General features: G+C 31.8%; 17 protein-coding genes. 13 read left to right on the top strand and 4 right to left on the bottom strand.

All coding sequences use genetic code 11. The features are described from left to right. The 9 genes from IW20_RS13555 to IW20_RS13515 form a co-directional block, all read left to right on the top strand. Positions 1-966, top strand: a 966-nt coding sequence (locus IW20_RS13555; protein ID WP_035623182.1) for a PIG-L family deacetylase, incomplete at its 5' end; no start/stop codon positions are given. Positions 967-1160: 194 nt separating this feature from the next. Beyond that, positions 1161-1397: a DUF3820 family protein gene (locus IW20_RS13550; RefSeq protein WP_035623180.1), complete on the top strand. Its 237-nt coding sequence runs from the start codon at positions 1161-1163 to the stop codon at positions 1395-1397. Between the two features lie 58 nt (positions 1398-1455). Beyond that, positions 1456-1713 (top strand): hypothetical protein, encoded by a 258-nt coding sequence (locus IW20_RS13545; RefSeq protein WP_089052204.1) that lies wholly within the window; start codon positions 1456-1458, stop codon positions 1711-1713. 209 nt (positions 1714-1922) lie between these two features. Further along, on the top strand, positions 1923-2339 hold the full coding sequence (locus IW20_RS13540; RefSeq protein WP_035623176.1) for a DUF4190 domain-containing protein: 417 nt from the start codon (positions 1923-1925) through the stop codon (positions 2337-2339). A gap of 54 nt (positions 2340-2393) precedes the next feature. Further along, positions 2394-2738: a DUF2752 domain-containing protein gene (locus IW20_RS26945; RefSeq protein ID WP_089052205.1), complete on the top strand. Its 345-nt coding sequence runs from the start codon at positions 2394-2396 to the stop codon at positions 2736-2738. A 434-nt stretch (positions 2739-3172) separates the two neighbouring features. Then, positions 3173-4786 (top strand): CTP synthase, encoded by a 1614-nt coding sequence (locus tag IW20_RS13530; protein WP_035623172.1) that lies wholly within the window; start codon positions 3173-3175, stop codon positions 4784-4786. 66 nt (positions 4787-4852) lie between these two features. Beyond that, a complete protein-coding gene (gene yidC, locus IW20_RS13525) occupies positions 4853-6760 on the top strand; it encodes a membrane protein insertase YidC (protein ID WP_035623170.1) in 1908 nt (635 codons plus the stop codon). A 100-nt stretch (positions 6761-6860) separates the two neighbouring features. Further along, positions 6861-7586 (top strand): toxin-antitoxin system YwqK family antitoxin, encoded by a 726-nt coding sequence (locus IW20_RS13520; protein ID WP_035623169.1) that lies wholly within the window; start codon positions 6861-6863, stop codon positions 7584-7586. A 47-nt stretch (positions 7587-7633) separates the two neighbouring features. Continuing rightward, positions 7634-8191: a DUF4956 domain-containing protein gene (locus IW20_RS13515; protein WP_035623167.1), complete on the top strand. Its 558-nt coding sequence runs from the start codon at positions 7634-7636 to the stop codon at positions 8189-8191. A 311-nt stretch (positions 8192-8502) separates the two neighbouring features. Here IW20_RS13515 and IW20_RS13510 read toward each other — a convergent pair whose 3' ends face one another. Further along, positions 8503-10383, bottom strand: coding sequence for a PEP/pyruvate-binding domain-containing protein (locus IW20_RS13510; RefSeq protein ID WP_035623165.1), 1881 nt, complete (start codon positions 10381-10383; stop codon positions 8503-8505). A 144-nt stretch (positions 10384-10527) separates the two neighbouring features. On the opposite strand from IW20_RS13510, the gene mnmA reads away from it, so the two are divergent. Genes mnmA through IW20_RS13490 form a run of 4 tightly spaced genes read left to right on the top strand, consistent with a single transcriptional unit; the run spans position 10528 to position 14750 of the window. Beyond that, positions 10528-11715, top strand: a complete 1188-nt coding sequence (mnmA, locus tag IW20_RS13505) for a tRNA 2-thiouridine(34) synthase MnmA (RefSeq protein WP_035623164.1) — start codon at positions 10528-10530, stop codon at positions 11713-11715. Positions 11716-11763: 48 nt separating this feature from the next. Further along, positions 11764-13377 (top strand): S8 family serine peptidase, encoded by a 1614-nt coding sequence (locus IW20_RS13500; protein ID WP_035623163.1) that lies wholly within the window; start codon positions 11764-11766, stop codon positions 13375-13377. Between the two features lie 13 nt (positions 13378-13390). Beyond that, on the top strand, positions 13391-14335 hold the full coding sequence (locus IW20_RS13495; protein ID WP_035623161.1) for an NAD(P)H-dependent flavin oxidoreductase: 945 nt from the start codon (positions 13391-13393) through the stop codon (positions 14333-14335). 4 nt (positions 14336-14339) lie between these two features. Further along, on the top strand, positions 14340-14750 hold the full coding sequence (locus IW20_RS13490; protein WP_035623159.1) for a hypothetical protein: 411 nt from the start codon (positions 14340-14342) through the stop codon (positions 14748-14750). Between the two features lie 199 nt (positions 14751-14949). On the opposite strand, the gene IW20_RS13480 is transcribed toward IW20_RS13490, so the two are convergent. The 3 genes from IW20_RS13480 to IW20_RS13470 are packed head-to-tail and all read right to left on the bottom strand — an operon-like array spanning position 14950 to position 22083. Continuing rightward, positions 14950-16920, bottom strand: coding sequence for a DUF3857 domain-containing protein (locus tag IW20_RS13480; protein WP_035623155.1), 1971 nt, complete (start codon positions 16918-16920; stop codon positions 14950-14952). Then, positions 16920-18854 (bottom strand): DUF3857 domain-containing protein, encoded by a 1935-nt coding sequence (locus IW20_RS13475; protein WP_035623153.1) that lies wholly within the window; start codon positions 18852-18854, stop codon positions 16920-16922. Before IW20_RS13475 ends, IW20_RS13480 begins: the two co-directional genes overlap by 1 nt. Next, positions 18829-22083 carry a toxin-antitoxin system YwqK family antitoxin gene (locus IW20_RS13470; protein WP_035623151.1) on the bottom strand — a complete coding sequence of 1085 codons (3255 nt, stop codon included), beginning with the start codon at positions 22081-22083 and terminating at the stop codon, positions 18829-18831. Before IW20_RS13470 ends, IW20_RS13475 begins: the two co-directional genes overlap by 26 nt. Positions 22084-22198 lie beyond the last annotated feature (115 nt).

Genomic DNA, 22198 nt, shown 5'->3' with positions numbered 1-22198 from the left:
GCATACGATATCAATATTAAGATATTTAATAAACTGCAAAATACTATTACAGGATGGCCAGGAGGAAAACCAAATGCAGATGATACCAAACGTCCAGAAAGAGCAGAACCAGCAAGAAAAAGAGTATTGATATTTAGCCCACATCCAGATGATGATATCATTAGTATGGGAGGAACATTTATGCGTTTGCAAGAGCAAGGACATGAAGTACACGTAGCATATCAAACTTCAGGAAATATTGCAGTTGCAGATGATGAAGCATTGCGTTTTGCAAGATTCGTTACCGATTACAACGAGAAATTTGGAATTAAAAGTACTGAAGCAGAGAATATCTATCAAAAAGCAGTAACATTCTTAACCAATAAAAAGAATAGTGAAATTGATATTCCAGAAGTTCGTTACATAAAAGGATTAATCAGAAAAGGAGAAGCACGCTCAACAAGTCATTTTGTAGGTTTACCAGACGAACAAATTCATTTTATGGAACTTCCGTTTTATGAAACAGGAACAATCGAGAAAAAACCAATTGGAGAAGAAGATATTCAGCTTACAATGGCTTTAATCGAAAAAATCAAACCACACCAAATATATGCAGCAGGAGATTTAGCAGATCCACACGGAACACACAAAGTTTGTCTGGATGCTATTTTTGAATCCGTAAAACGATTAAAACCAAACCCATTCATGGATGATTGTTGGTTATGGTTATACCGTGGCGCTTGGCAAGAATGGGGAATTGACGAAGTAGAAATGGCAGTACCAATGAGTCCTGACCAAGTACTGGCAAAAAGACACGGAATATTTAAACACCAATCTCAAAAAGATGGAGTTGTGTTCCAAGGATCAGATGCACGTGAGTTCTGGCAAAGAGCCGAAGATAGAAATGCTGAAACTGCAGAGTTATACAACCAATTAGGTTTATCACGTTACGCTGCAATGGAAGCTTTCGTGAGATGGCATTATTAGATTTCAGTTTTTAGTCTCAGTAAACAGTCAGTTTGTAAGTTGTGAACTGAAACCGAAACTGTAAGCTATTTTTGAAATCTGTAGCAAAAAAAATAAAAAAGTTGTTTAAATAATAATAGCTTTGCATTCATTAAGAAGCAAGAAAAAAGATTCATTCTGTACTCTTTTTTCTTGCTTTTTTTTCTTTTAAAAAAATGGAACAAGACAAAAAAGCTCTCATAAAATTAGCGCATACCAAAATGCCTTTCGGGAAATACGAAGGACGATTCTTAATTGATCTTCCTGAATATTATGTCGTTTGGTATCATAACAAAGGATTTCCTAATGGTGAATTAGGGCAGCAACTTGCACTTATCTATGAACTAAAACTTAACGGTTTAGAAGAGTTGATTAGAAATATCAAAAAACAATATCCAAAACCTTTAAAATAATAAAGCACTAAAAAAAGGTATGGAGAATAATTTTCGGCGATCAAATGCTGGTCAAAGTATGAGTATTGCAGCGTTGGTATTAGGAATAGTGTCTATTATATTTGCTTTTATACCCTGCATTAATGTATTAGCTGTAATTGGTGGAGTTTTAGCAATAATTTTTTCAGCAATAGGAATGTCTCAGGCAAAAAGTAACAATGCTTCAACTACATTATCAAAAGTCAGTTTTGTTATAGGAATTATAGCATTACTACTTGCAGTTGCTTTTTCCTTATTTTATGGTTTTATTCTCGGATTATTAATGATGTGGGATTAGTAAAAACCGCGATTTTGACATTTCATTTTAAGATTTTATAATCTAAATAAGTCTAAACAGGTAAAGGTAAGTCTAAGTCTAAGTAGTCTAAGAAAGTCTAAAAATCTAAGTAAGTCTAATAAGTATTTATTTGTTAATAACTTTGGTTTATTCTTTCTTGTTAACATAAGTGTTTTTATATTTTTGTAGTAATTAACATAAAAAACGATATGGATAATAATTTACAGACATCAAATGCAGGTCAAGGAATGGGAACTGCTGCTTTAGTTTTAGGAATATTAACAATTCTAATAGCATTTATTCCTTGCGTTGGATTAATATCAGTGTTTTTTGGAATACTTGCAGTGATTTTTGGAATAATTGGCTACATGAAAGCTAAAAAAGGAAATGCTTCTACCTCAATGCCAATAGCAGGAATCGTTTTAGGAGTTGTTGGGACTATTTTTGCCTTAATGTGGGTATTAATTTTTGTAGGCTCAGCTTGGGCTGGATCATTATCTCATGAAAGCGAAATGAGAACAACTATAGATTCTATACATACAGAAGCATTAAAAATGCAAGATTCTTTAAATAACAGTGTCGAAACAATAAGCGATACAATTGAAGTTGAAGAGCCAAAAGAATAATTTTTTGTGGAAACAAGACCTTCTTACGAAATAGATTCATACAAAAGGATAAACATGATTTTTATTATAATGATCATGTTTATCTTTTTTTATTGCTATTTATCCTCTTTTTTAAATTTCGGAATAGGTTCCCTTTGCAAAGGAATGCCTTTGAGTTATTGTAAAAGCCGCGGATTAACAAGAGCGTTTTCTCAAATTCTAAATTTAAATTTCAAAGAAGCACTTGCTTACAATCCGTACAGCTTAAAAATTTTCTCTTTCTTCCTTATTCAGTTAATGGTTCGTTTACTCATTAATAAGATGCTTCGTTTTTCAAACTTTAAATTAGTATTGGCTTTTGATATAGTCTTTAGTATTACATTTTTTATCTATTCATTCTATAATTTAGTAATAATTTAGACTTGCTTAGACTAGCTTAATTATAATTATCCTAAAAAGTATTTCAACTTGTATTATTAAACTTAAAAGTAAAATGTTAAAATTGAAATTCATGAGATTAGTAAATAATACAATATATACTTTATATAGTATATAATCTACATGTTGTAAAAAGGCTAAAATTCTAAGAAATCAAAGTGAGTCTAAAAATCTCAGTTAGTCTAAGCTGCCTAAAAACCGAAGAAGTCTAAGTCAATTTAAGATGTCTAAAAATCTAAGCGAGTCTAAAATTCAAGGTAATCTAATAATCTAAACAAGTCTAAGTTGTCTAAAAATCTAAGCGAGTCTATAAATCTAAGTCAGTCTAAGAAGTCTAGTATAAAATTCTAATAATCCAATTTTATTCACTATTTTTGCCACGTTTTTTACACAACTACAATACAAACAACAACAGAATGAATCAAACGAAATATATTTTTGTTACAGGCGGTGTGACTTCTTCATTAGGAAAAGGGATTATCGCAGCATCTTTAGCAAAATTGTTACAAGCAAGAGGTTATCGCACAACTATTCAAAAATTTGACCCGTATATAAATGTAGATCCGGGTACATTAAATCCGTACGAGCACGGAGAATGTTATGTGACTGATGATGGAGCCGAAACCGATTTGGATTTAGGTCACTACGAGCGTTTTCTTAACGTTCCTACATCACAGGCAAATAACGTAACTACTGGTAGAGTATATCTTTCGGTTATTGAAAAAGAGAGAAGAGGAGAATTTCTAGGTAAAACGGTACAAGTAGTACCTCATATTACTAACGAAATTAAAGATAGAATGCAATTACTAGGTAAGTCTGGTGATTATGATATTGTTATTACCGAAATCGGTGGAACAGTAGGAGATATAGAGTCATTACCTTATATAGAGTCCGTTCGTCAGTTAGTATGGGAATTGGGTGAGAATAACGGAATTGTAATTCACTTAACATTAGTACCTTATTTGGCAGCTGCTGGAGAGTTAAAAACAAAACCAACACAACACTCAGTAAAAACTTTGATGGAAAGCGGTATAAAAGCTGATATCTTAGTTTGTAGAACAGAACACGAACTTTCGGATGAATTACGTAGCAAACTTGCTTTGTTCTGTAATGTAAAGAGAGAAGCTGTAATACAGTCTATCGATGCATCGACAATATACGAAGTGCCTAATTTAATGCTAGAAGAAGGATTAGATGTAGTTGCTTTAAAGAAATTGGATTTACCTAAAAAAGCAGCTCCGGATTTAAAAAACTGGAATACTTTCTTAAAAAGATTAAAAAATCCAAAGCACACCATTAATATTGGTTTGATTGGTAAATATGTAGAAATGCAAGATTGCTACAAATCAATTTTAGAAGCATTTATACATGCAGGAGCTTCAAACGAAACTAAAGTAAATGTAGTTTCTATACATTCAGAGTATATTGATGCTGATAATATAGAAGAGAAATTAAAAGGTTTAGACGGAATTCTTGTTGCTCCAGGATTTGGAGAAAGAGGAATAGAAGGAAAAATTGAAGCAGTGCGTTATGCACGTGAAAATAAAGTTCCATTTTTCGGAATTTGTTTAGGAATGCAAATGTCAGTAATCGAATATTCTCGTAATATTTTAGGTTATACAGATGCAAACTCAACAGAGATGAATGAGAAAACTGCTCATCCAGTTGTAAATTTAATGGAAGAGCAAAAAACGGTAACCGATAAAGGAGGTACAATGCGTCTTGGAGCATGGAAATGTGATATTACACCAGACTCATTGGCACATAAAATTTACGGTAAAACAACTATTTCTGAGCGTCACCGTCACCGTTACGAGTACAACAGCCAGTATGTAGATGAATTGCAAAAAGCAGGATTAATAGCATCAGGAGTAAACCCTGATACAAGATTGGTGGAAATTGTAGAATTAAAAGATCACCCATTTTTTATAGGTGTACAATACCATCCAGAATACAAAAGTACAGTTGCGAATCCGCACCCAATTTTTGTGAATTTTATAGCTGCTGCGGTAACAGCTCATAAAAAATAATACGTATTTGTATAAGTTTCTAAAAAACAGGAGAAACGCAAACATAAAACTTGAATAAAAATTATAATGGAAGAAAAAAAATTTGATCTCAATTCAATAATTGGTTTTATATTGATTTTTGGTATTTTGATTTGGATAATGTATCAAAACAAACCTTCTGAAGCTACAATAGCTGCAGAAAAGGCCAAAAAAGAATTAGTTGCAAAACAAGAAGCTCAAGCAAAACAAGCTACAGCTAAAACAGCCGTTTTACCAGTAGCAGCAACTCCTGGAGATACTTTGCAATTAGCAAAATTGCAAAAAACATTAGGTGGATTTGCTTATTCAGCTACACTTCCTTCTGCAAAAGATGCTTATACAACTATTGAAAATGACGTAGTAAAACTAAAAATTGCCAATAAAGGAGGTTTTATAGTTGAAGCTATTTTGAAAAAATACGAGAAATTCCAAAAAGGATCAGGACAATTAGTAGAGTTAATAAAAGATAACAATGCTAATTTAAATATCCAATTGGTTACTAATGATAACCGTACTTTAAATACTAAGGATTTATATTTTGAACCTACATTGACAAAAAATGGAGAGGATCAAATATTATCAATGCGTTTAAAAGCTGGTGCAAATGAATTCTTGGAATATAAATATATATTAAAGCCAAAAGATTACATGATTGGCTTTGATCTTAGTTCTCAGGGATTAAACAAAGTATTGAATACATCTAAACCATTGGATTTAGAATGGGATTTAAAAACTTATAGAAATGAAAAAAGTGTTACATACGAAAATCGTTATGCAGAGATTTATTACGAGCATAAAGATGGAAAAGTTGATTACGCTGGTTTAGGGAAAAAAGAAGAAAGAACTCCTGAGAGTTTAAGTTTTGTTGCCTATAAACAACACTTTTTCTCAACTATTTTAATGACAAAAAAACCTTTCGAAAAATCTAAATTAGAATCAATTGATTTAGTTCATGATGATAAAATTGATACGGTTTTTACTAAACAATTTAAATCTAACTTGCCATTAGCATTCTCAAATGGAGAGATTGATTATAAAATGAGTTGGTATTTTGGACCATCAGATTATAAAACTCTTAAAGCTTACGATGCAAATTTAGAGAGAATCATTCCATTAGGTTGGGGGATTTTCGGATGGATTAATAAATTTATTTTTATTCCTTTATTCGGATTCTTGAGTTCTACACTTGGATTGTCATTAGGTATTGCTATTATTGTTTTTACAATTATTATAAAAATTGCGATGTCGCCAATTACTTATAAATCATTCTTGTCTCAGGCAAAAATGAAAGTATTGCGACCAGAGATTACAGAGTTGGGTGAAAAATTCAAGAAAGACCCAATGAAGAAACAACAAGAAACAATGAAGCTGTACAATAAAGCAGGAGTAAACCCAATGGCGGGTTGTATTCCAGCCTTGATACAACTACCATTTATGTATGCTTCGTTCCAGTTTTTCCCATCAGCTTTTGAGTTAAGACAAAAAAGTTTCCTTTGGGCAGACGATTTATCTTCATTTGATGCAGTAGTAAAATTGCCATTCCACATTCCTTTATATGGAGACCATATTAGTTTGTTCCCAATCTTGGCAGCAATTGCGATTTTCTTTTACATGAAAATGACATCTGGAGATCAACAAATGGCAGCTCCACAACAAGAAGGTATGCCAGATATGGCTAAGATGATGAAAATCATGATTTATGTTTCGCCACTTATGATGTTGATATTCTTCAACTCTTACGGTGCAGGTTTGAGTTTGTATAACTTTATCTCTAACTTAATTACAATCGGAATTATGTTTGTAATTAAAAACTACATTGTAGATAGCGATAAAATTCACGCTCAAATACAAGAAAACAAATTAAAAGAGCCTAAAAAACAAAGTAAGTTCCAACAACGTTTACAAGAAGTTATGGAGCAACAAGAAGCTGCTAAAGCTTCTAAAGGCAAAAAATAATATAAAATTACAAATAAAAAAATCTCGATTTATCGGGATTTTTTTATACCCGCATAATTTATTAATACCTATTTCGTTAAGGTTTAAAATAGAATATAAAATGATTTGTAAAAGAATACTACTCGGATTGATTTTGTTGAATGCGTTTTTTATAAATGCACAAGCAAGCTTGAATAAGTTGGACGCAGATGGAAAAAAGGACGGACTTTGGAAAGGAATTTATGAAGAATCAAAAAGACCCCGTTACGAAGGAACTTTTAGTCATGGAAAGGAAACTGGTATTTTTAAGTTTTATGATGATACAAAAGCTGCTAGCGTAATTGCTACGAGAGATTTTAGTGCTAATGATGGAAGCGCTTACACCATTTTTTATGATCAGAATAAGAATAAAGTTAGCGAAGGAAAAGTAGTTAATAAGCTTTTTGAAGGAGAATGGAAATACTATCATCAAGCTTCTCCAACTGTAATGACAATTGAAAATTACACTAAAGGAAAGCTAAACGGTTTGCGCTCAGTTTTTTATCCAAACGGAAAAATTGCTGAAGAAATGAATTATAAAAATGGTTTAAAAGAAGGAGTTTATAAAAGATATGCTGAAAACGGAACAATCCTAGAACTGTTGAATTATAAAAATAATGAGTATAATGGTGAAGCAGTCTTTAGTAATTCAGATGGAACTGTAGCTTCAAAAGGGATGTTTGTAAATGGAAAAAAATCGGGTAATTGGCAGTTTTTCGAAAAAGGAAAACTAGTAAAAGAAATCAATATGAGCGATCCAAAAAATACAAACAAAACGGCTGATAAAGTCGAGAAGAAAAAAAAATAAAGCAATAGATAAATTCGTTAAATTTGAGTCTTAACTAATAGATTCATATGGATTTACAAGAACTTTTCGGAAGGTTTGTATTATTGTTTTTTTCAATTTTGGTTTTATACTTTTTTTCGAACAGGAAAGACAACGAAACAATAAATCCATTAATGGTTATTGTTGGGTTATGTACTTTTTCTTTGTGTTATTTGTTTACCAGAATCGAAATAGGAGTGGGGATTGGCTTTGGCTTATTTGCGATTTTTTCTATTCTAAGATTTAGAACCCAAACTTTTACAGTAAATGCTATAATCTTTCTGTTTGCAACAATTACACTTTCTATTTTGGATATTATGTATCCATTTGAAAAAATAGAAGTGTTGCTTTTCTTTCAGTTTATAATCATTGGTTTTTACATCATAGCTTCTGTTTTAGTAAACAAAAAAGCATCCAAATATCTAAACACAGTTGATGTAAAAGTAAGTCTGGGAAACGACTTTTCTTTGAATACTCAGAATATCCGACAATTAATTCAAAAACAAATTAATATCGAAAATTTCGACTTCAAAATCATTACCATAAATACTGTAACAAAGGAAATCGACGTTACGGTTTTGTATTGATTTAAAAAAAAAAGGTTTTTACCATTAAGAGATTAAGGAAAATTAAGCCAAGTTTTATAAATTTCGCAAAGATGCAATACAAGAGTGTAAGGACTTTAGCTTTACACATAATAATCCCAAACTTGTCTTTTCGACGAAGGAGAAATCTCCATGAGTAGCTCGACAATTTAAGAAAGAAAAAAAAACTGTGAGTTAGTTTCTTACGGAGATTTCTCCTTCGTCGAAAAGACAATATAGGGAGTAAACCTTGTGAGAGATTTAATAAAAACTTAATTTATCTTAATCTCTTAATGGTAAAAAAATGGCGAAAGCTAATCATTAAAAGGTCGGACTTGTTTTATATATAAATCCCTGCTTTGGTTTACAATCTTAAATTCCATGTCGATGGCGCTACTTGAGTTTTTCCAGTAACGAGACATTTTACTTTCTATTTTTTTACTGACCAGATACAGATTATTGATTTCTGTTTTTGTTAGCAATGGTTTATTGTCGTTTAAATTTGAATTAGAAGTAAAGTCAACATCAAAATCGGGATCTTTAGCTTCATCGAAAGTGAAATTATAAACTACAAATTGTTCGCAAACTTCTCCTTTTTCTGGTTTTACAACCGAATTTTCTCCTTTTTGGATATTTACTGTAATTCCTGGAAGGCTTTCTCTAAAAATGTTCTTCGTAATAATAACGCCATTTGCGAGCTCATCAGGAAACGAACGATGAACGAGAACTCCCATCGCAATATTTTGTTGGTCGATGCCAAAAAGTTCACGCTCCCAATACGAACTTTCGTTCCATACGCTTGCCCAAACTTGCTTGATTGCTTTTTCGAATGTTTTAATAGTATCACCTAAAATTCCAGTTTTCGATTCGTATAAACCTGCACCATTAAACCCGGCTATATCTTCGGCATTAGTAGAAGAACGAAATCTGAAATTTTTAAAATCGGTTTGTTTTCCCAATCTCTCATTTAGTTTAGAAATCAATTCTTTGTCGATTGATTCTTTTTTTATTGCAGTTCGAATCTTTTTTAATTGATTGTTTACCCATTGCGCAGAATCTTTATGCGGATAATCTAAAAGCTCTTCTATTAATGGTGAAATACTTTTGTTCTGAATGTGTTTTGTGTAATAATAAAAAGGAATCGCATTAGCGTTTTCAGGTGTTTTAAAAGGAGTTTCTTTTGCAATAGCAATTAAATACGCCATATTTTGTGCTTTCGCACCAATGTAAGTCACGCCATTTTTCGGGATAGTAGATAAATCAACTAGTTCTGTAACTGAATTGTCTACAACGAGTTTTTTCTTTTTAGAGATTGATTTTTCTGCAATCTTTTTGGTAGTTTCACTAATGTAAAAGGTATCTATTGCAATTTTTAATTCTACTTTTTTACCAACTATACTTTTTATTTTGTTGTCGTTTAAAACATCGGTATAAGCCATAATCGGAATCTTTCTATTTTTGCCCAAAATGACCAAATGACTTAGGGGAGTTTGTAATTCATTTACAATAATACCTCTTACATTTGGTAGGATTTCAGGCGTTCCGTCTAGGATAATAATTTCGTCTTTGTCGGGTTTTGTCTTCTCTAAATCTTTAGTTCGATACATTTTTAGAATACCAATATTCTTTCCCGAAACGACTTCCTGATATTTAAGTTCGTTAAAGATATAATCGGATTTTACACAAGGAATTTTAAACTTTCCTAACTCGTATAAATCGATATTTTCTCGGTTATTGAGATAGAATTTTAGGTTTTTCCCAATAAAACTAGTTTGGGTAATGAGGTCGTAAAATTGCTCAATCAAAGGAATTGGCATATGATCTGAAGCTGCCAATTCAAAAATCCATTTTTCAGTTCCTTTTATATGGTTAAGATTCCCAAGTAAATAGCTTCTGTTTTTGTCGGTATTGCTATAATTATCACGGTTAAAGATTTCTAATTCTTTACTATAACCCAAATAATCAACAACAAAATCATAATGGAGTTTAATTAGTGTGCTATTGAAATAATATATCTTCTTGCTTTTAAGATCATAGATAATTTTAACCGATTCGATATTCGAGAATTTATCCGATAGCGGTTTCCCTCTAAATGCCTTGTACGCTTCATAATTTGGTAAATTAGAAACATAACTTTGAGCATAAAAAGTGGTAATTATTGCAAAGCAGAGAATGGTATAAATACACTTTTTCATAGCAATTAATTTGAGTATTAAATGTAATAAAAAATTGCAATAACTTTTATCTACTATTCGATTGCATAAACTAATAGAAACAATAGTTATTATCTGCAATTATGGATTAACTTTGCAAAATAATTTTTTTTAGATTTCGAATATATGAAACGTGTTGTAGTAGGACTTTCCGGAGGTGTTGATTCTAGTGTTGCGGCTTACTTGTTGCAACAACAAGGATATGAGGTTATTGGCCTTTTTATGAAGAATTGGCATGACGATTCGGTTACTATTTCTAACGAATGCCCTTGGTTAGAAGATAGTAATGATGCTTTATTGGTAGCCGAAAAACTTGGAATTCCTTTTCAGACCGTTGATTTAAGTGAAGAATACAAAGAAAAAATCGTTGACTATATGTTCAACGAATATGAAAAAGGACGCACACCAAACCCTGATGTGTTGTGTAATCGTGAGATTAAATTTGATGTTTTCATGAAAATTGCATTAAGTCTTGGAGCTGATTATGTGGCTACAGGACATTATTGTCAGAAAACGGAAGTAGAAGTTAATGGCGAAAAAGTATACCAACTTATTGCTGGAGCTGATACAAATAAAGACCAATCTTATTTCTTATGTCAATTGTCACAAGAGCAATTGTCTAAATCGTTGTTTCCTATTGGAGGATTAACTAAACCAGAAGTACGCGAAATTGCTGCCGAAATGGATTTGGTTACAGCCGAAAAGAAAGATTCACAAGGATTATGTTTCATCGGAAAAGTACGTTTGCCAGAATTTTTACAACAAAAACTACAACCTAAAGATGGTTTAATTGTACAAATTGATAAAAATGACCCAATATATAATGCTGAAAAATCAGAAGATTTATCTTTTGAAAAAGAATTAGAACTTGAATCTCAAAAATTACCTTATACACCAAAAATGGGTAAAGTAGTTGGGAAACATCAAGGAGCACATTATTTTACTATTGGTCAACGAAAAGGACTTAATGTAGGCGGAACAACTGATCCGTTATTTATTATTGCAACCGACGTTGAAACAAATACTATTTATACTGGTTTAACGAGTCAACATCCTGGTTTGTTCAAAAAAGCATTGTTTATAGAAAAATCTGAAGTACACTGGATTCGTACTGATTTAGCTTTAAAAAATGGAGAACAAATGGAGGTTATGGCAAGAATTCGTTACCGCCAACCTTTACAAAAAGCGACTTTACACCAATTTGAAGGCGGAATGTACGTTCACTTCGACGAGCCACAATCAGCTATTACAGAGGGACAATTTGTTGCTTGGTATTTAGATAATGAATTAGTTGGTTCGGGAGTAATTTCTTAGATTAGTACTTTTTTACGGGAGGTTTAACCTTATCTAAAAAAGTAAGCTATGAAAAGATATTTCATAATTCTCTTATTATTCATTTCGGCAGCGAGTTTTTCGCAAGAAGAAGCATGGGTTTATTTTAACGCTAAACCTAATTCTCAAACCTATTTTGATAATCCTTTATTGATGCTTTCGCAAAGAGCTTTGGATAGAAGGACGAATCAGAATATTGCTTTAGATTTTAAAGATATTCCTATCGAAACTGCTTATGTTAATCAGGTACAGGCTAGTACTGGGATTACGGTTATGGCAAAATCGAAATGGTTGAATGCGCTTCATATTCGAGGTACGCAAGTCAATATTAATAATCTAAAGTTATTATCGTTTGTTTCTAAAGTTGATTTTGCAAATAAATCATTAAATCTTACAGGAAAAAAAGTAGCATCGGATAAGGTTAAAGTAACTGATAAGGAGCTTAAAACAACCATAAACTACTCTTATGGAACTTCTGCAAACCAGATACAAATGCTCAATGGGCATATCTTGCATCAACAAGATTATACTGGTTCGGGAAAAATTATTGCTGTTCTCGATGCTGGTTTTCCGGGTGTTAATACTGCAAGTACTTTTCAGCGTTTAAGAGATAATAACAAGATTTTGGGTGGTTATAATTACGTTTTAAGAAACCCTGATTTTTATACAGGTGTTTCTCATGGCACCGAAGTTTTATCGACAATGGGAGGATACAAAGTCAATGCTTTGGTTGGTACTGCTCCCGATGCTTCTTATTATTTGTTTATTACTGAGGATGATAACTCTGAGAATCCTGTAGAGGAATCTCTTTGGGTTGAAGCTGCAGAGGAGGCAGATAGGTTAGGGGCTGATATTATTACTACTTCTTTGGGGTATTTTGGATATGATAATGCAAATTATAGCCATACATATAGTGATATGAATGGTACGACTAATTTTATTTCGCGAGGGGCTGAAATTGCTTTTAGCAGAGGTATGATTGTAGTTGCATCTGCAGGAAATGAAGGAAGTACATCTGAGAAACATATTGGCGGTCCGGCTGATGCTGTATCTGTAATTACTGTAGGTTCGGTAACTGCTATTAAAACATTATCTTATTTTAGTTCTATTGGCCCTAGTTATGACCAAAGGATTAAACCTGATGTTATGGCTCAGGGAACGGCAGCTGTAGTATCGGATGTTTCTGGAAATATTGGTACAACAAACGGAACTTCTTTTTCATGCCCTATAATGGCTGGAGCAATTGCTTGTTTATGGCAGGCTTTCCCGAATAAAACCAATCAGCAAATTAGACAATTGGTTTTGCAATCTTCAGATAAATATGCTTCGCCTAATGCGCAATTTGGCTACGGAATTCCAAATTTTAGTTTGGCTTTGAATACTGCTTTAAGTGTAAAATTGAATGAGATTCCTGATTTTGTACTGTATCCTAATCCAACTAATTCTGATATTTTCTTTACTTTATCCAATGGAGTTAACGAAGCGTTTGTAACGGTGTATTCTGTTCTTGGGCAAAAGGTTCTTGAAAAGCAAATTACTAATGAGGCATCGACGGTTTCATTACAATCATTACATTCAGGAATTTATTTTTATACTTTAGAGGCAAATAACCTGCATAAAACAGGTAAAATTATAAAACAATAATTGGCATTTTTACATGAATAAAATCACAACTCTTTTTAATATTAAATACCCAATCATTCAGGCAGGAATGATCTGGAACAGTGGCTACAAACTTGCTAGCGCGGTAAGTAATGCAGGTGGTTTAGGGATAATAGGAGCAGGCTCGATGTATCCGGAAGTTTTACGGGAACATATCCAGAAATGCAAGAAGGCAACATCTAAACCTTTTGGTGTTAATGTACCAATGCTTTATCCTAATATTGACGAAATCATAAATATTATTGTTGATGAAGGGGTGAAAATCGTATTTACATCGGCTGGAAATCCTAAAAAATGGACATCTTTTTTAAAAGAAAAAGGGATTACTGTTGTGCATGTGGTAAGTAGTACTATTTTTGCGCTAAAAGCACAGGAAGCGGGTGTTGATGCTATTGTTGCCGAAGGTTTTGAAGCTGGAGGACACAATGGTCGTGACGAAACAACGACTTTTACATTAATTCCGATGGTGCGCGAAAAAATTACTATTCCGCTTATTGCAGCGGGTGGGATTGCAACTGGTAAAGGAATGCTTGCAGCGATGGTTTTGGGTGCAGATGGTGTTCAGGTGGGGAGTCGTTTTGCGGCTTCGACTGAATCATCGGCACATGATAATTTTAAGCAAACTATAGTTAATGTAAAAGAGGGAGATACGCAATTGACATTAAAGGAATTGGCTCCGGTGCGTTTAATTAAGAATAAATTTTATCAGGATGTTCAGGCATTGTACGAAAAATGTCCAACTAAAGAAGAGCTTGTTGAACTTTTGGGAAGAGCGAGAGCTAAACGCGGAATGTTTGAAGGGGATTTGGAAGAAGGTGAATTAGAAATTGGGCAAATTGCTGGACTTATTCATGATATTAAACCTGCTGCAGAAATTATTGATGAAATGATTTCGGAATTTGAAACGGCACGTAAGCAAACATTAAATTTAGATTTTTAGATAAATGAATCGCATAAAAATATATATAGTATTACTTTTTTTAGGTCTTGGTTTGCAACAAACCTATAGTCAGAGTTATAAGTTTAGGACTTCTGGTTATAGTGTTTTACAGAAAACTGAAAAGGGAAAATGGGGCAAATGGTCTGACCTGGAATTGGTTAATATTATGGTTGTTTTGGATACCGATAAAAACCGAATTGTTGTTAACTCTCAGGAAGTACAGGTATTTCAAATTTCAGATTATATAGCCAGAGAAGAAAACGATACTGATATTGTGTATTCTTTTATTTGCAAAGATTTAGGTGGAAATGATGCTAAGTTGTCGATTATTACCAGAAAAATGCAGGATAACAGAAAGCAATTGTATATAAATTACAACGACCGAATTGTTGTATACAATATTTTTAATATGTAATGATATTGGATTTTGTTTGCGTGAGGGATGGTAGTGAAAAGCCCACAGCCTGACGAAGGAAGTGCGAGGACTTGTAGCGAACAGCCCGACCCGCTTTTTCTGCGGGACACGCCCAAATTATTATATTTTATTGTTGCAATAAAGGTTAGAATCAAAATAGAAAACCCGACAGATTTTATAGTCTGTCGGGTTTTTTGTTTTATTTTGAGATGATAACTACGACTTTATTAAAATCGGCGGCTGCATTTATAACCGCTTTGTATTGCTCAAAGCTAGACAAGGGATAGTTTACGATATTATAGAACTCTGAATTCTCGATTATAACTTCGTTATTATTCTTGGTATATTTACTTGTAAAACCTGCTTCTGGTTTGCCATTTAGCACGGTCTTGAAATCCATATTGAATTTCTCTAGGTTTTTTATAGTTGCTCCGTTTGGCAGTATAAGTTTGATTTTTCGTGTGTATGAATGCGGATAATCAATTTCTACAGGTAAGATTCTTTTGTTTTCCTGGTAAAATTCCATTTGTTTACCAATGGTTTTTCCAGCAGAAACTAGGTAATTTGGTCCTGCTTTCTGGATTATTTCTTTTCCATCAAACGTAAGATTAATTATAAAAGGTTTTTTTCCTATAAAGTCGGTTCCATCATTTTCGGTGGTTAATGTCTTGTATTCGGTTTGGGATGTATAATTCTCGGCTATGCTTTTTAGCATTGTTTGGTATTGTTCATCGGAAACGAAATCTTTTATAGGCTGAAAATTTAATCCTGAATATCCGCCATAAGTAAGTTTACTTGTTATTAATGGGTTTTCTATATCTTTTGTAAAGTCTATAGTAATGTCCATAAAATCATGCGTGATGTTTGCATCTGGAATTTCGATAAAATTGATTTCACTAATTCCCATTTTTACTCCTGCAAATACTTTTTCTTTTATAAATAATCCATTGGTATTTGCTAAGTAAGCAGGAAATAACGGAATACGAAATTCCATTTCTGTTGGAGTTAGGTATTTTTTTATTGATGGAAAGTAGAATAAAAATTCGCTTAAGTTTTCATAACTCTCAAAATTTTTATCAAATGGTATTTCGTATCTGTTTGAAGTAAATACGACATTGTTCTCGATATTAAAATTCTTTAATACGGTTACATATAATTTTAAGATATCGATGCTACAAGCTTGTTTGCTAGCAATTACCTCTGATAATGTTGCTTTCTGACTTACATATTTATCATAAGCAATGCTTTTTTTAATTGTGTTTTCGATATTCCAGATTTGTTCTTGCAGGTCATTAGACTTAGGTATTTTTGAACAAAACTCGGTTATTGCTTTTTGCTGTTTTTTATCTAATACAGGATTTACACGCTCATATAAGTTGGTAGCATATTCTTTAAAATTATTGATGTTTTTAGAACCACTATAATTATTAGCATCTAGTTTATAGCGTAGTAATCTTAATTGTACATCCCAATTAGAGTATGCTTCGTCATTTTTTAAAGCAATGATGTTTTTATCGTTTATGCTTAATACAGTTTTGTTTTCATACTTTTTATCGTCTAAAACGGGTTCGCTTAAACCGTTATATGATTTAGTTTTAAAAACGAGGTGTGATGGATAAATCAGCGCAAAATTTAGTTCGGCAATAGGGTATTGCGACTGCATTTTAATTGTTTTTCCATCTAATTCTGGAGTTTCCTGCAGGATGTATAATTTCTCGATTACAGCCCCTTTTTCGAGTCCGTTTACTGCAAAATAATGGTATTTTAACCCTTTTTCGGCATCAACTTCTTCTTTAATATCTCCTTTGTCTAAGGTTATTACTTTTCCGTTTTTTAAAATTACTCTGGCTTTGTTAAGTACCAAGGTTTCGTCATCATTAAAAGGGATATAGATTTTATTATTTCTTTCTATCGATTCATCAGAATTAATGTAAATTTTTTCATGAAGTAATCGGTATTGTTGAGCCGCTTTTCCTACTACAATAATTTCTATTTTGATGGTACGATTTAAGATTACTTCTTTTTCGTCTTTGTATTGTTTTGGGATTTCTATAGTGGTTTCTTTCTCGTTCCAATCATAGTCTTTGAAACTATAATCTTGTGCAAAAAAAACTGAGGTGTTTATAATTGCAATAAAGGTTAAGATTGTTCTTAATATTTCTTTTTTCATTATTTCTCAGATAGGATTAGATTCTCGTTGTAGTTGGTTTTTAGTTTTTTTATAGTTTCGTTCCAAGCAGCAAAATCAGAATTGATAAGCAATAATTTCTTTTGGCTTAACTCGATATTTAGATACAAAAGATTGTTCTTTAATGCATAAGTAAAGTTTGCTTTTATATAATCATTGTCTAACTCAAAGTTTTTTGGAAGATATTTTATCTTATAATTTTTTGGAATTTCGAGAATATATTGTGTATTGAATTTGGTTAGATATTCAAACTCAAACGGGAAAGTTCTATTTTGTTCTATAACTGTTTTATCTAGATATTTATCCAGAAATAAATTGATATAGACTTCCTTATCTACTTTTACGATGTAATTGTCTAAATCGAATTTGTAGTTTATTATATAAGGTTTGTCTCTATCGGTTACATTTTCTTCGGTGTATTCCTCGAGATTAAACTTATTATTACCTTTTATAACAAGACTTTTTATTCTTTCGAATCGAGCTTTATTTGTAGCATCGCCAATTTGCATTAATGTATGACTTCTGTCGTACCCTGTGCGTGATACTTTTCCTGAGCCTATTAATTTGTTTTTTGCAATAGTGATGTTTACGATTTCGTTTATTTCATTTTTATCGGCTGGTACTATCGGAACTTTAATGATTTTGTAGGTTCCGTTTTCGCTAAATATTGCTTCTTTTCCTTGTATAAATGCTGTTGGGATTCCGTATCGAGTTTGTTTGTCGGTACCATCTAAAAAGATGTATTCATCATTATTTTTAAAAATAGCAATCATATGATTATCTACCGCAGGTGTAGGTAGTTCATCATATGAATAGGGGATGCTGCGTGTCCCGATCCAGGCTAGAGTTACATTGCTTACATTGGCATATTTTGCCATGCACGAAATTATGCTTGCCATGTCTTTACAGTCTCCAAATTTTCTCTGGAAAACCAATGTTGCTTCACGAGGGATAAATCCTTCATACCCGTTTTCAAAAGCGATGTATTTAATGTTTTCTTTTACCCAATAAAAGATGCTTTTTATTTTATCGCTATCTGTTTTTTTATCTTTTGTAATTTCGAGTGATAGTGCTTTTAAATCAGCATTATCATCTTTATTTAAATCTTTAACAAAGCCTTTATAATAACCAAATAATTGATTTATTGTGCCTAATACTTCTACTGGTTTATTGTCTATTTGATACTCTTTTATATAAAAGGCAATGTGAGGAACGAGGTATAAATATCCAGGAGAATTGTTCTCGTATTTTACTGGTTTTATATCTGATAATGTCCATTTATAGACCCATTTTCCCTTTTTTTCTGTTTTAGAAAATGTGATTGTATTTTTAGGATCATTAAAAATCTTAAAATCTATCGAAATATTTTTATCGGTTTTTACCTCTAAGCTTGAAGATTGAATAGGTAAATTATTTCCAAAGATAAATCTTTGTAATAAATACGGATCTATGAATTCAGTTTGATAATCATAGACTTTTTTTGCACCTGTTTCAAGATTCGGAAATGTAAGCTGACGCTCCATTACGTCATTATAAAAGACGGAACTTTGTTGCGATTGCTTTTCGTTTGTTTGCGTTACTTTTATTTTTTTCTCTTTTCCGTTGTTGTTTATAATTGTATACGCATCGTAACTTTTTAGTTTTATTAAATCTGAGTATGAAAATGATTCTTTGGTGTTTTGAATTCCATTTTGGTTAAGAATCATTGACTCATAATGATTATCCTGAATGATTTTTAGTTTTTTATCTTTAATAGATATATCATAAGATTGGGAATCATCTAAAATAAGTTCATTATAATCTGGATATAGATTTTTATAGTCTTGAAGCGATTTCTGAGCTGAACTCGTTAACGCAAAAGACGCAAAAAAAGTAATATATAAAAGGTGTTTATTTAGTAATATTGACCAATTCATCTGAATCGTATTTTTTTGTTAATATTAGCTTTCCTTCTTTATAAATTAAGGTGTTGCCGTGAAACTCACCATTTTTATAAGCAGAAATAAGCCAAGGTTTTCCGTCTTCTTTATAGTATTCCTGATTGCCCTCGAAGTCATTTTTTACAAAATGCTCTTTTTTATATATTTTGCCGTTTGCATAATATTCTATACGATCTCCGTCAAGAATGCTATTCTTGTACATAGATTCATATTCAGGTTTACTCTCAGCGTTATAAATAACGAATTTACCGTCTAGATTCCCTTTTAGCAGATTCAGTTGTATAGCAACTTTTCCGTTAGGGTAATAAGAGCTAACCTGAGCTGTTTCGTTTTCTATAATTACTTTGTCATTTAGTTCGCCTGTTTTGCTTTTGCGAGTATAATATGTAGGCTGATTATTTGTGTAGCCAATAGCTAATATAGGTTCTCCTTTTTGATTGTAATAAATGTGTTCACCTTCAGTTAATCCGTCTAGTTCATTATACTCTGATAATTTAGTTTTATTGTGGTAATAACGAATGGTTTTTCCGTTTTCATCTCCAAATGTATACTCGGTTGTAAGTCTTAAATTACCCACTAAATCGTATTGTTTGCTGATACCATTTCTGTCTCCATTATAATAAGTACTCTCAGTGTAAATACTACCAGTAGGCCCATACGATTTGTATGCATTATGTAACTTACCATTAACATATTCGGCTGTGGTAATAGGAGTATTTAGTTTGTCTTTTGCTGTATAAGCACCATTAAATATTCCGTTCTTAAGGTTATAGTCTTGAATAATAGTACCATTATTACGTGATAAAACAAATTTCCCTGTTTTATTCTTGTAATCAATATCATTCTCTTTTATTCCTTTTAGGTTATAATATTCTTTATTAAGTAAATAACCATCAACATAATTCTCGATGCTAGAAATTGTTCCGTTTTGATAATAACTGTATTTTTTAAAATTTAAATCGCCATTTACAAAATAACCTTCAATACTTGTTGTTCCGTCAGGATAAAAAGATTTAAAAGGCCCGTTTTGTGTGTTGTTTTGGTAATAAAAAGTTCTGTTTAATTTGTTATCCTCATAGACTTCAAAAGTTCCGTTTATAGTATCATTGGCATAATTTCGAATGTTATCTAAATTTCCATTCTGATTATAAGAGGTATACAATCCATGTAGTTTACCGCGGGTATAAAATTCTTTAGTTTTAGGGCTGCCAGATCTAAAGTTATAATTCCATTCTCCGTTTTTATTACCTTTCTCATAATTACCATAAGCTATTACTTTTCCTTCGTAAGTTTTAATTTCAAAAGGTTTTTGTGAAAGGCTTATTTCTTTAGGTTTTGCATTTTTATCAGAATACTGTAATCCGTATTTTAATTCTCCAGATTTGTATTTCTCTTCGTAATATTTGTTGCCATTGATATCAAAATAGTTGTATGCTTCTACAAGACCTTTTTGGTCGTATGTTAATTCGGTTGATTTTTTTCCATTCGGGAAGTAATCATTTAATTTGGTTATTTTACCCGATAAAAATGTACTTTCTCTTTCTATGGTTTTATTACTATAATATGATTTATATGTATCCTGTAAATCACCATTTTTATAAGTAACTTCGTTTTTTACTACTTTACCATCATAGTATTCGATAGATTTTCCGTCGACTACATCGTTAGTATAATTTGCAGTTTCCTTTAAGTCTCCAGCTTCATTATACTCTAAGTAATTTCCGTTTAATTTTCCGTTTTCATAATTTGTTTCAGTTTTTTTCCCTCCGTTTTGATATGAACAAATTAGTTTTCCGTTACGTTTTCCATTGACAAAACTTATCTCGCAGTTTTTTCCTCCATTAGGATAGTAAGAAGTACATATACCGTCTAAAAGATCATCTTTATAATTTTCAACCAAATCTATAGAACCGTTTTTATAATAGGTTGTTCTAGTACCATCTAGTTTTCCATTGACGAAATTTTTCTCTTCGATTAAGTTTCCTTTGGGATCATAATATTTTTGATGTCCATCTAATAAATTATTCTTAAAGTTGATTTCTCCATTAAGGTTTCCATCACTATTTAAGTATTTGTATTTACCTTCTGATTTTCCGTTTATTTGCGGACCAATAAGATAAGGTCTGCCATTTTGTAATGTTATAACAACATCTTCTTGTTTTCCAAAAATGTCTAAGTTTCTCTTAGCATATTTTGGCCAAAAGCTTTTCGTAATGAAATTTTCATTAAATGAGGTGATTTTCTTTACGTTCTTGGTTAATGCTTTTCCTAACTTTTCTTCCATTGATACTAACATATAATAAGAGAATCCCTCAAATTGGTTTTCTTCCATCATAGTTTTTACCCACGGAATATATATAGTTTCAAAAAAACCATCACCCATTTTGTGTTCTAATGTGTATTCGGCAACAGCCTGAACTTGTCTTATTATAACATCATCAATACTAGACTTTACTTTATAAGCACTATTTAATGGTAATTGGTTTCTAAGTATTGTTTCTATTTCTTCAAAATTATCTCCTGTTTTAGAAAAAACAACTTTACTTTCGTCAAGATAATTCTGACCATATTTAGCATTCAATTTTAAAATGGCAGCTTCAGCATATGGACCCGTTGGAGCAATTACAAGGTAGCTCATTAAAGCAAGTGTACCCTCGGTTATTTTTCCGTTTTCTAATGCAATCGTTCCCAAAAAAAAGTGAGAGGAAGGATGATTAGGATTATTTGTAATTATACGTTCAAGTATATCAACACTTTTTTGTGTGTCTCCTTTTCGAACATAAAGAATTGCAAAATTGTACAAGAATGAAGAAGAGTTTGGTAAGTATTTTTCTCCTTCTTTAAAAATTTTCTCTGATTTGTCGTATTCTTTTTCATCACTCAAAAAATTAGCATAAACCGTGTAAAGCTCAGGGTATTCTGGCATTACATTTTTTGAGTATAAATCTTCAATAAAGGATTTAAATTCTTCTTTTTTATCAGATTGTTTGAGGCTAAGGGCTTTCTCGTATTGAGCATTTAAGAATTTAGGATCAGTTTTGCTGATTTTTTCATATTCTTTAATTGCTTCATCATACTTTTTAGCATCGTGAAGGGAGACTCCTTTTTTAAGTATAGAATCATTATTATAAACGAATGCATAATTTGTTTGAGAATAGGTTTTAGCAAATGAAACTAAAATAATTGCGAGTAAAATTTTTTTCATTGATGGTTTTAATTTTGTCAAATATAAAAATTTTATTAACGTTTGTAAGAAATTAAGTGTTTTAATTTGAGTTTTTTTAGCTGTGGTAATTTGCTGTTTTTAGAGCAAAACCGAA

This window comes from Flavobacterium hydatis (assembly GCF_000737695.1).
Lineage (GTDB): Bacteria > Bacteroidota > Bacteroidia > Flavobacteriales > Flavobacteriaceae > Flavobacterium > Flavobacterium hydatis.
The sequence above is the reverse complement of the archived record's forward strand: the minus strand, read 5'-3'. Positions and strand labels throughout refer to the sequence as shown.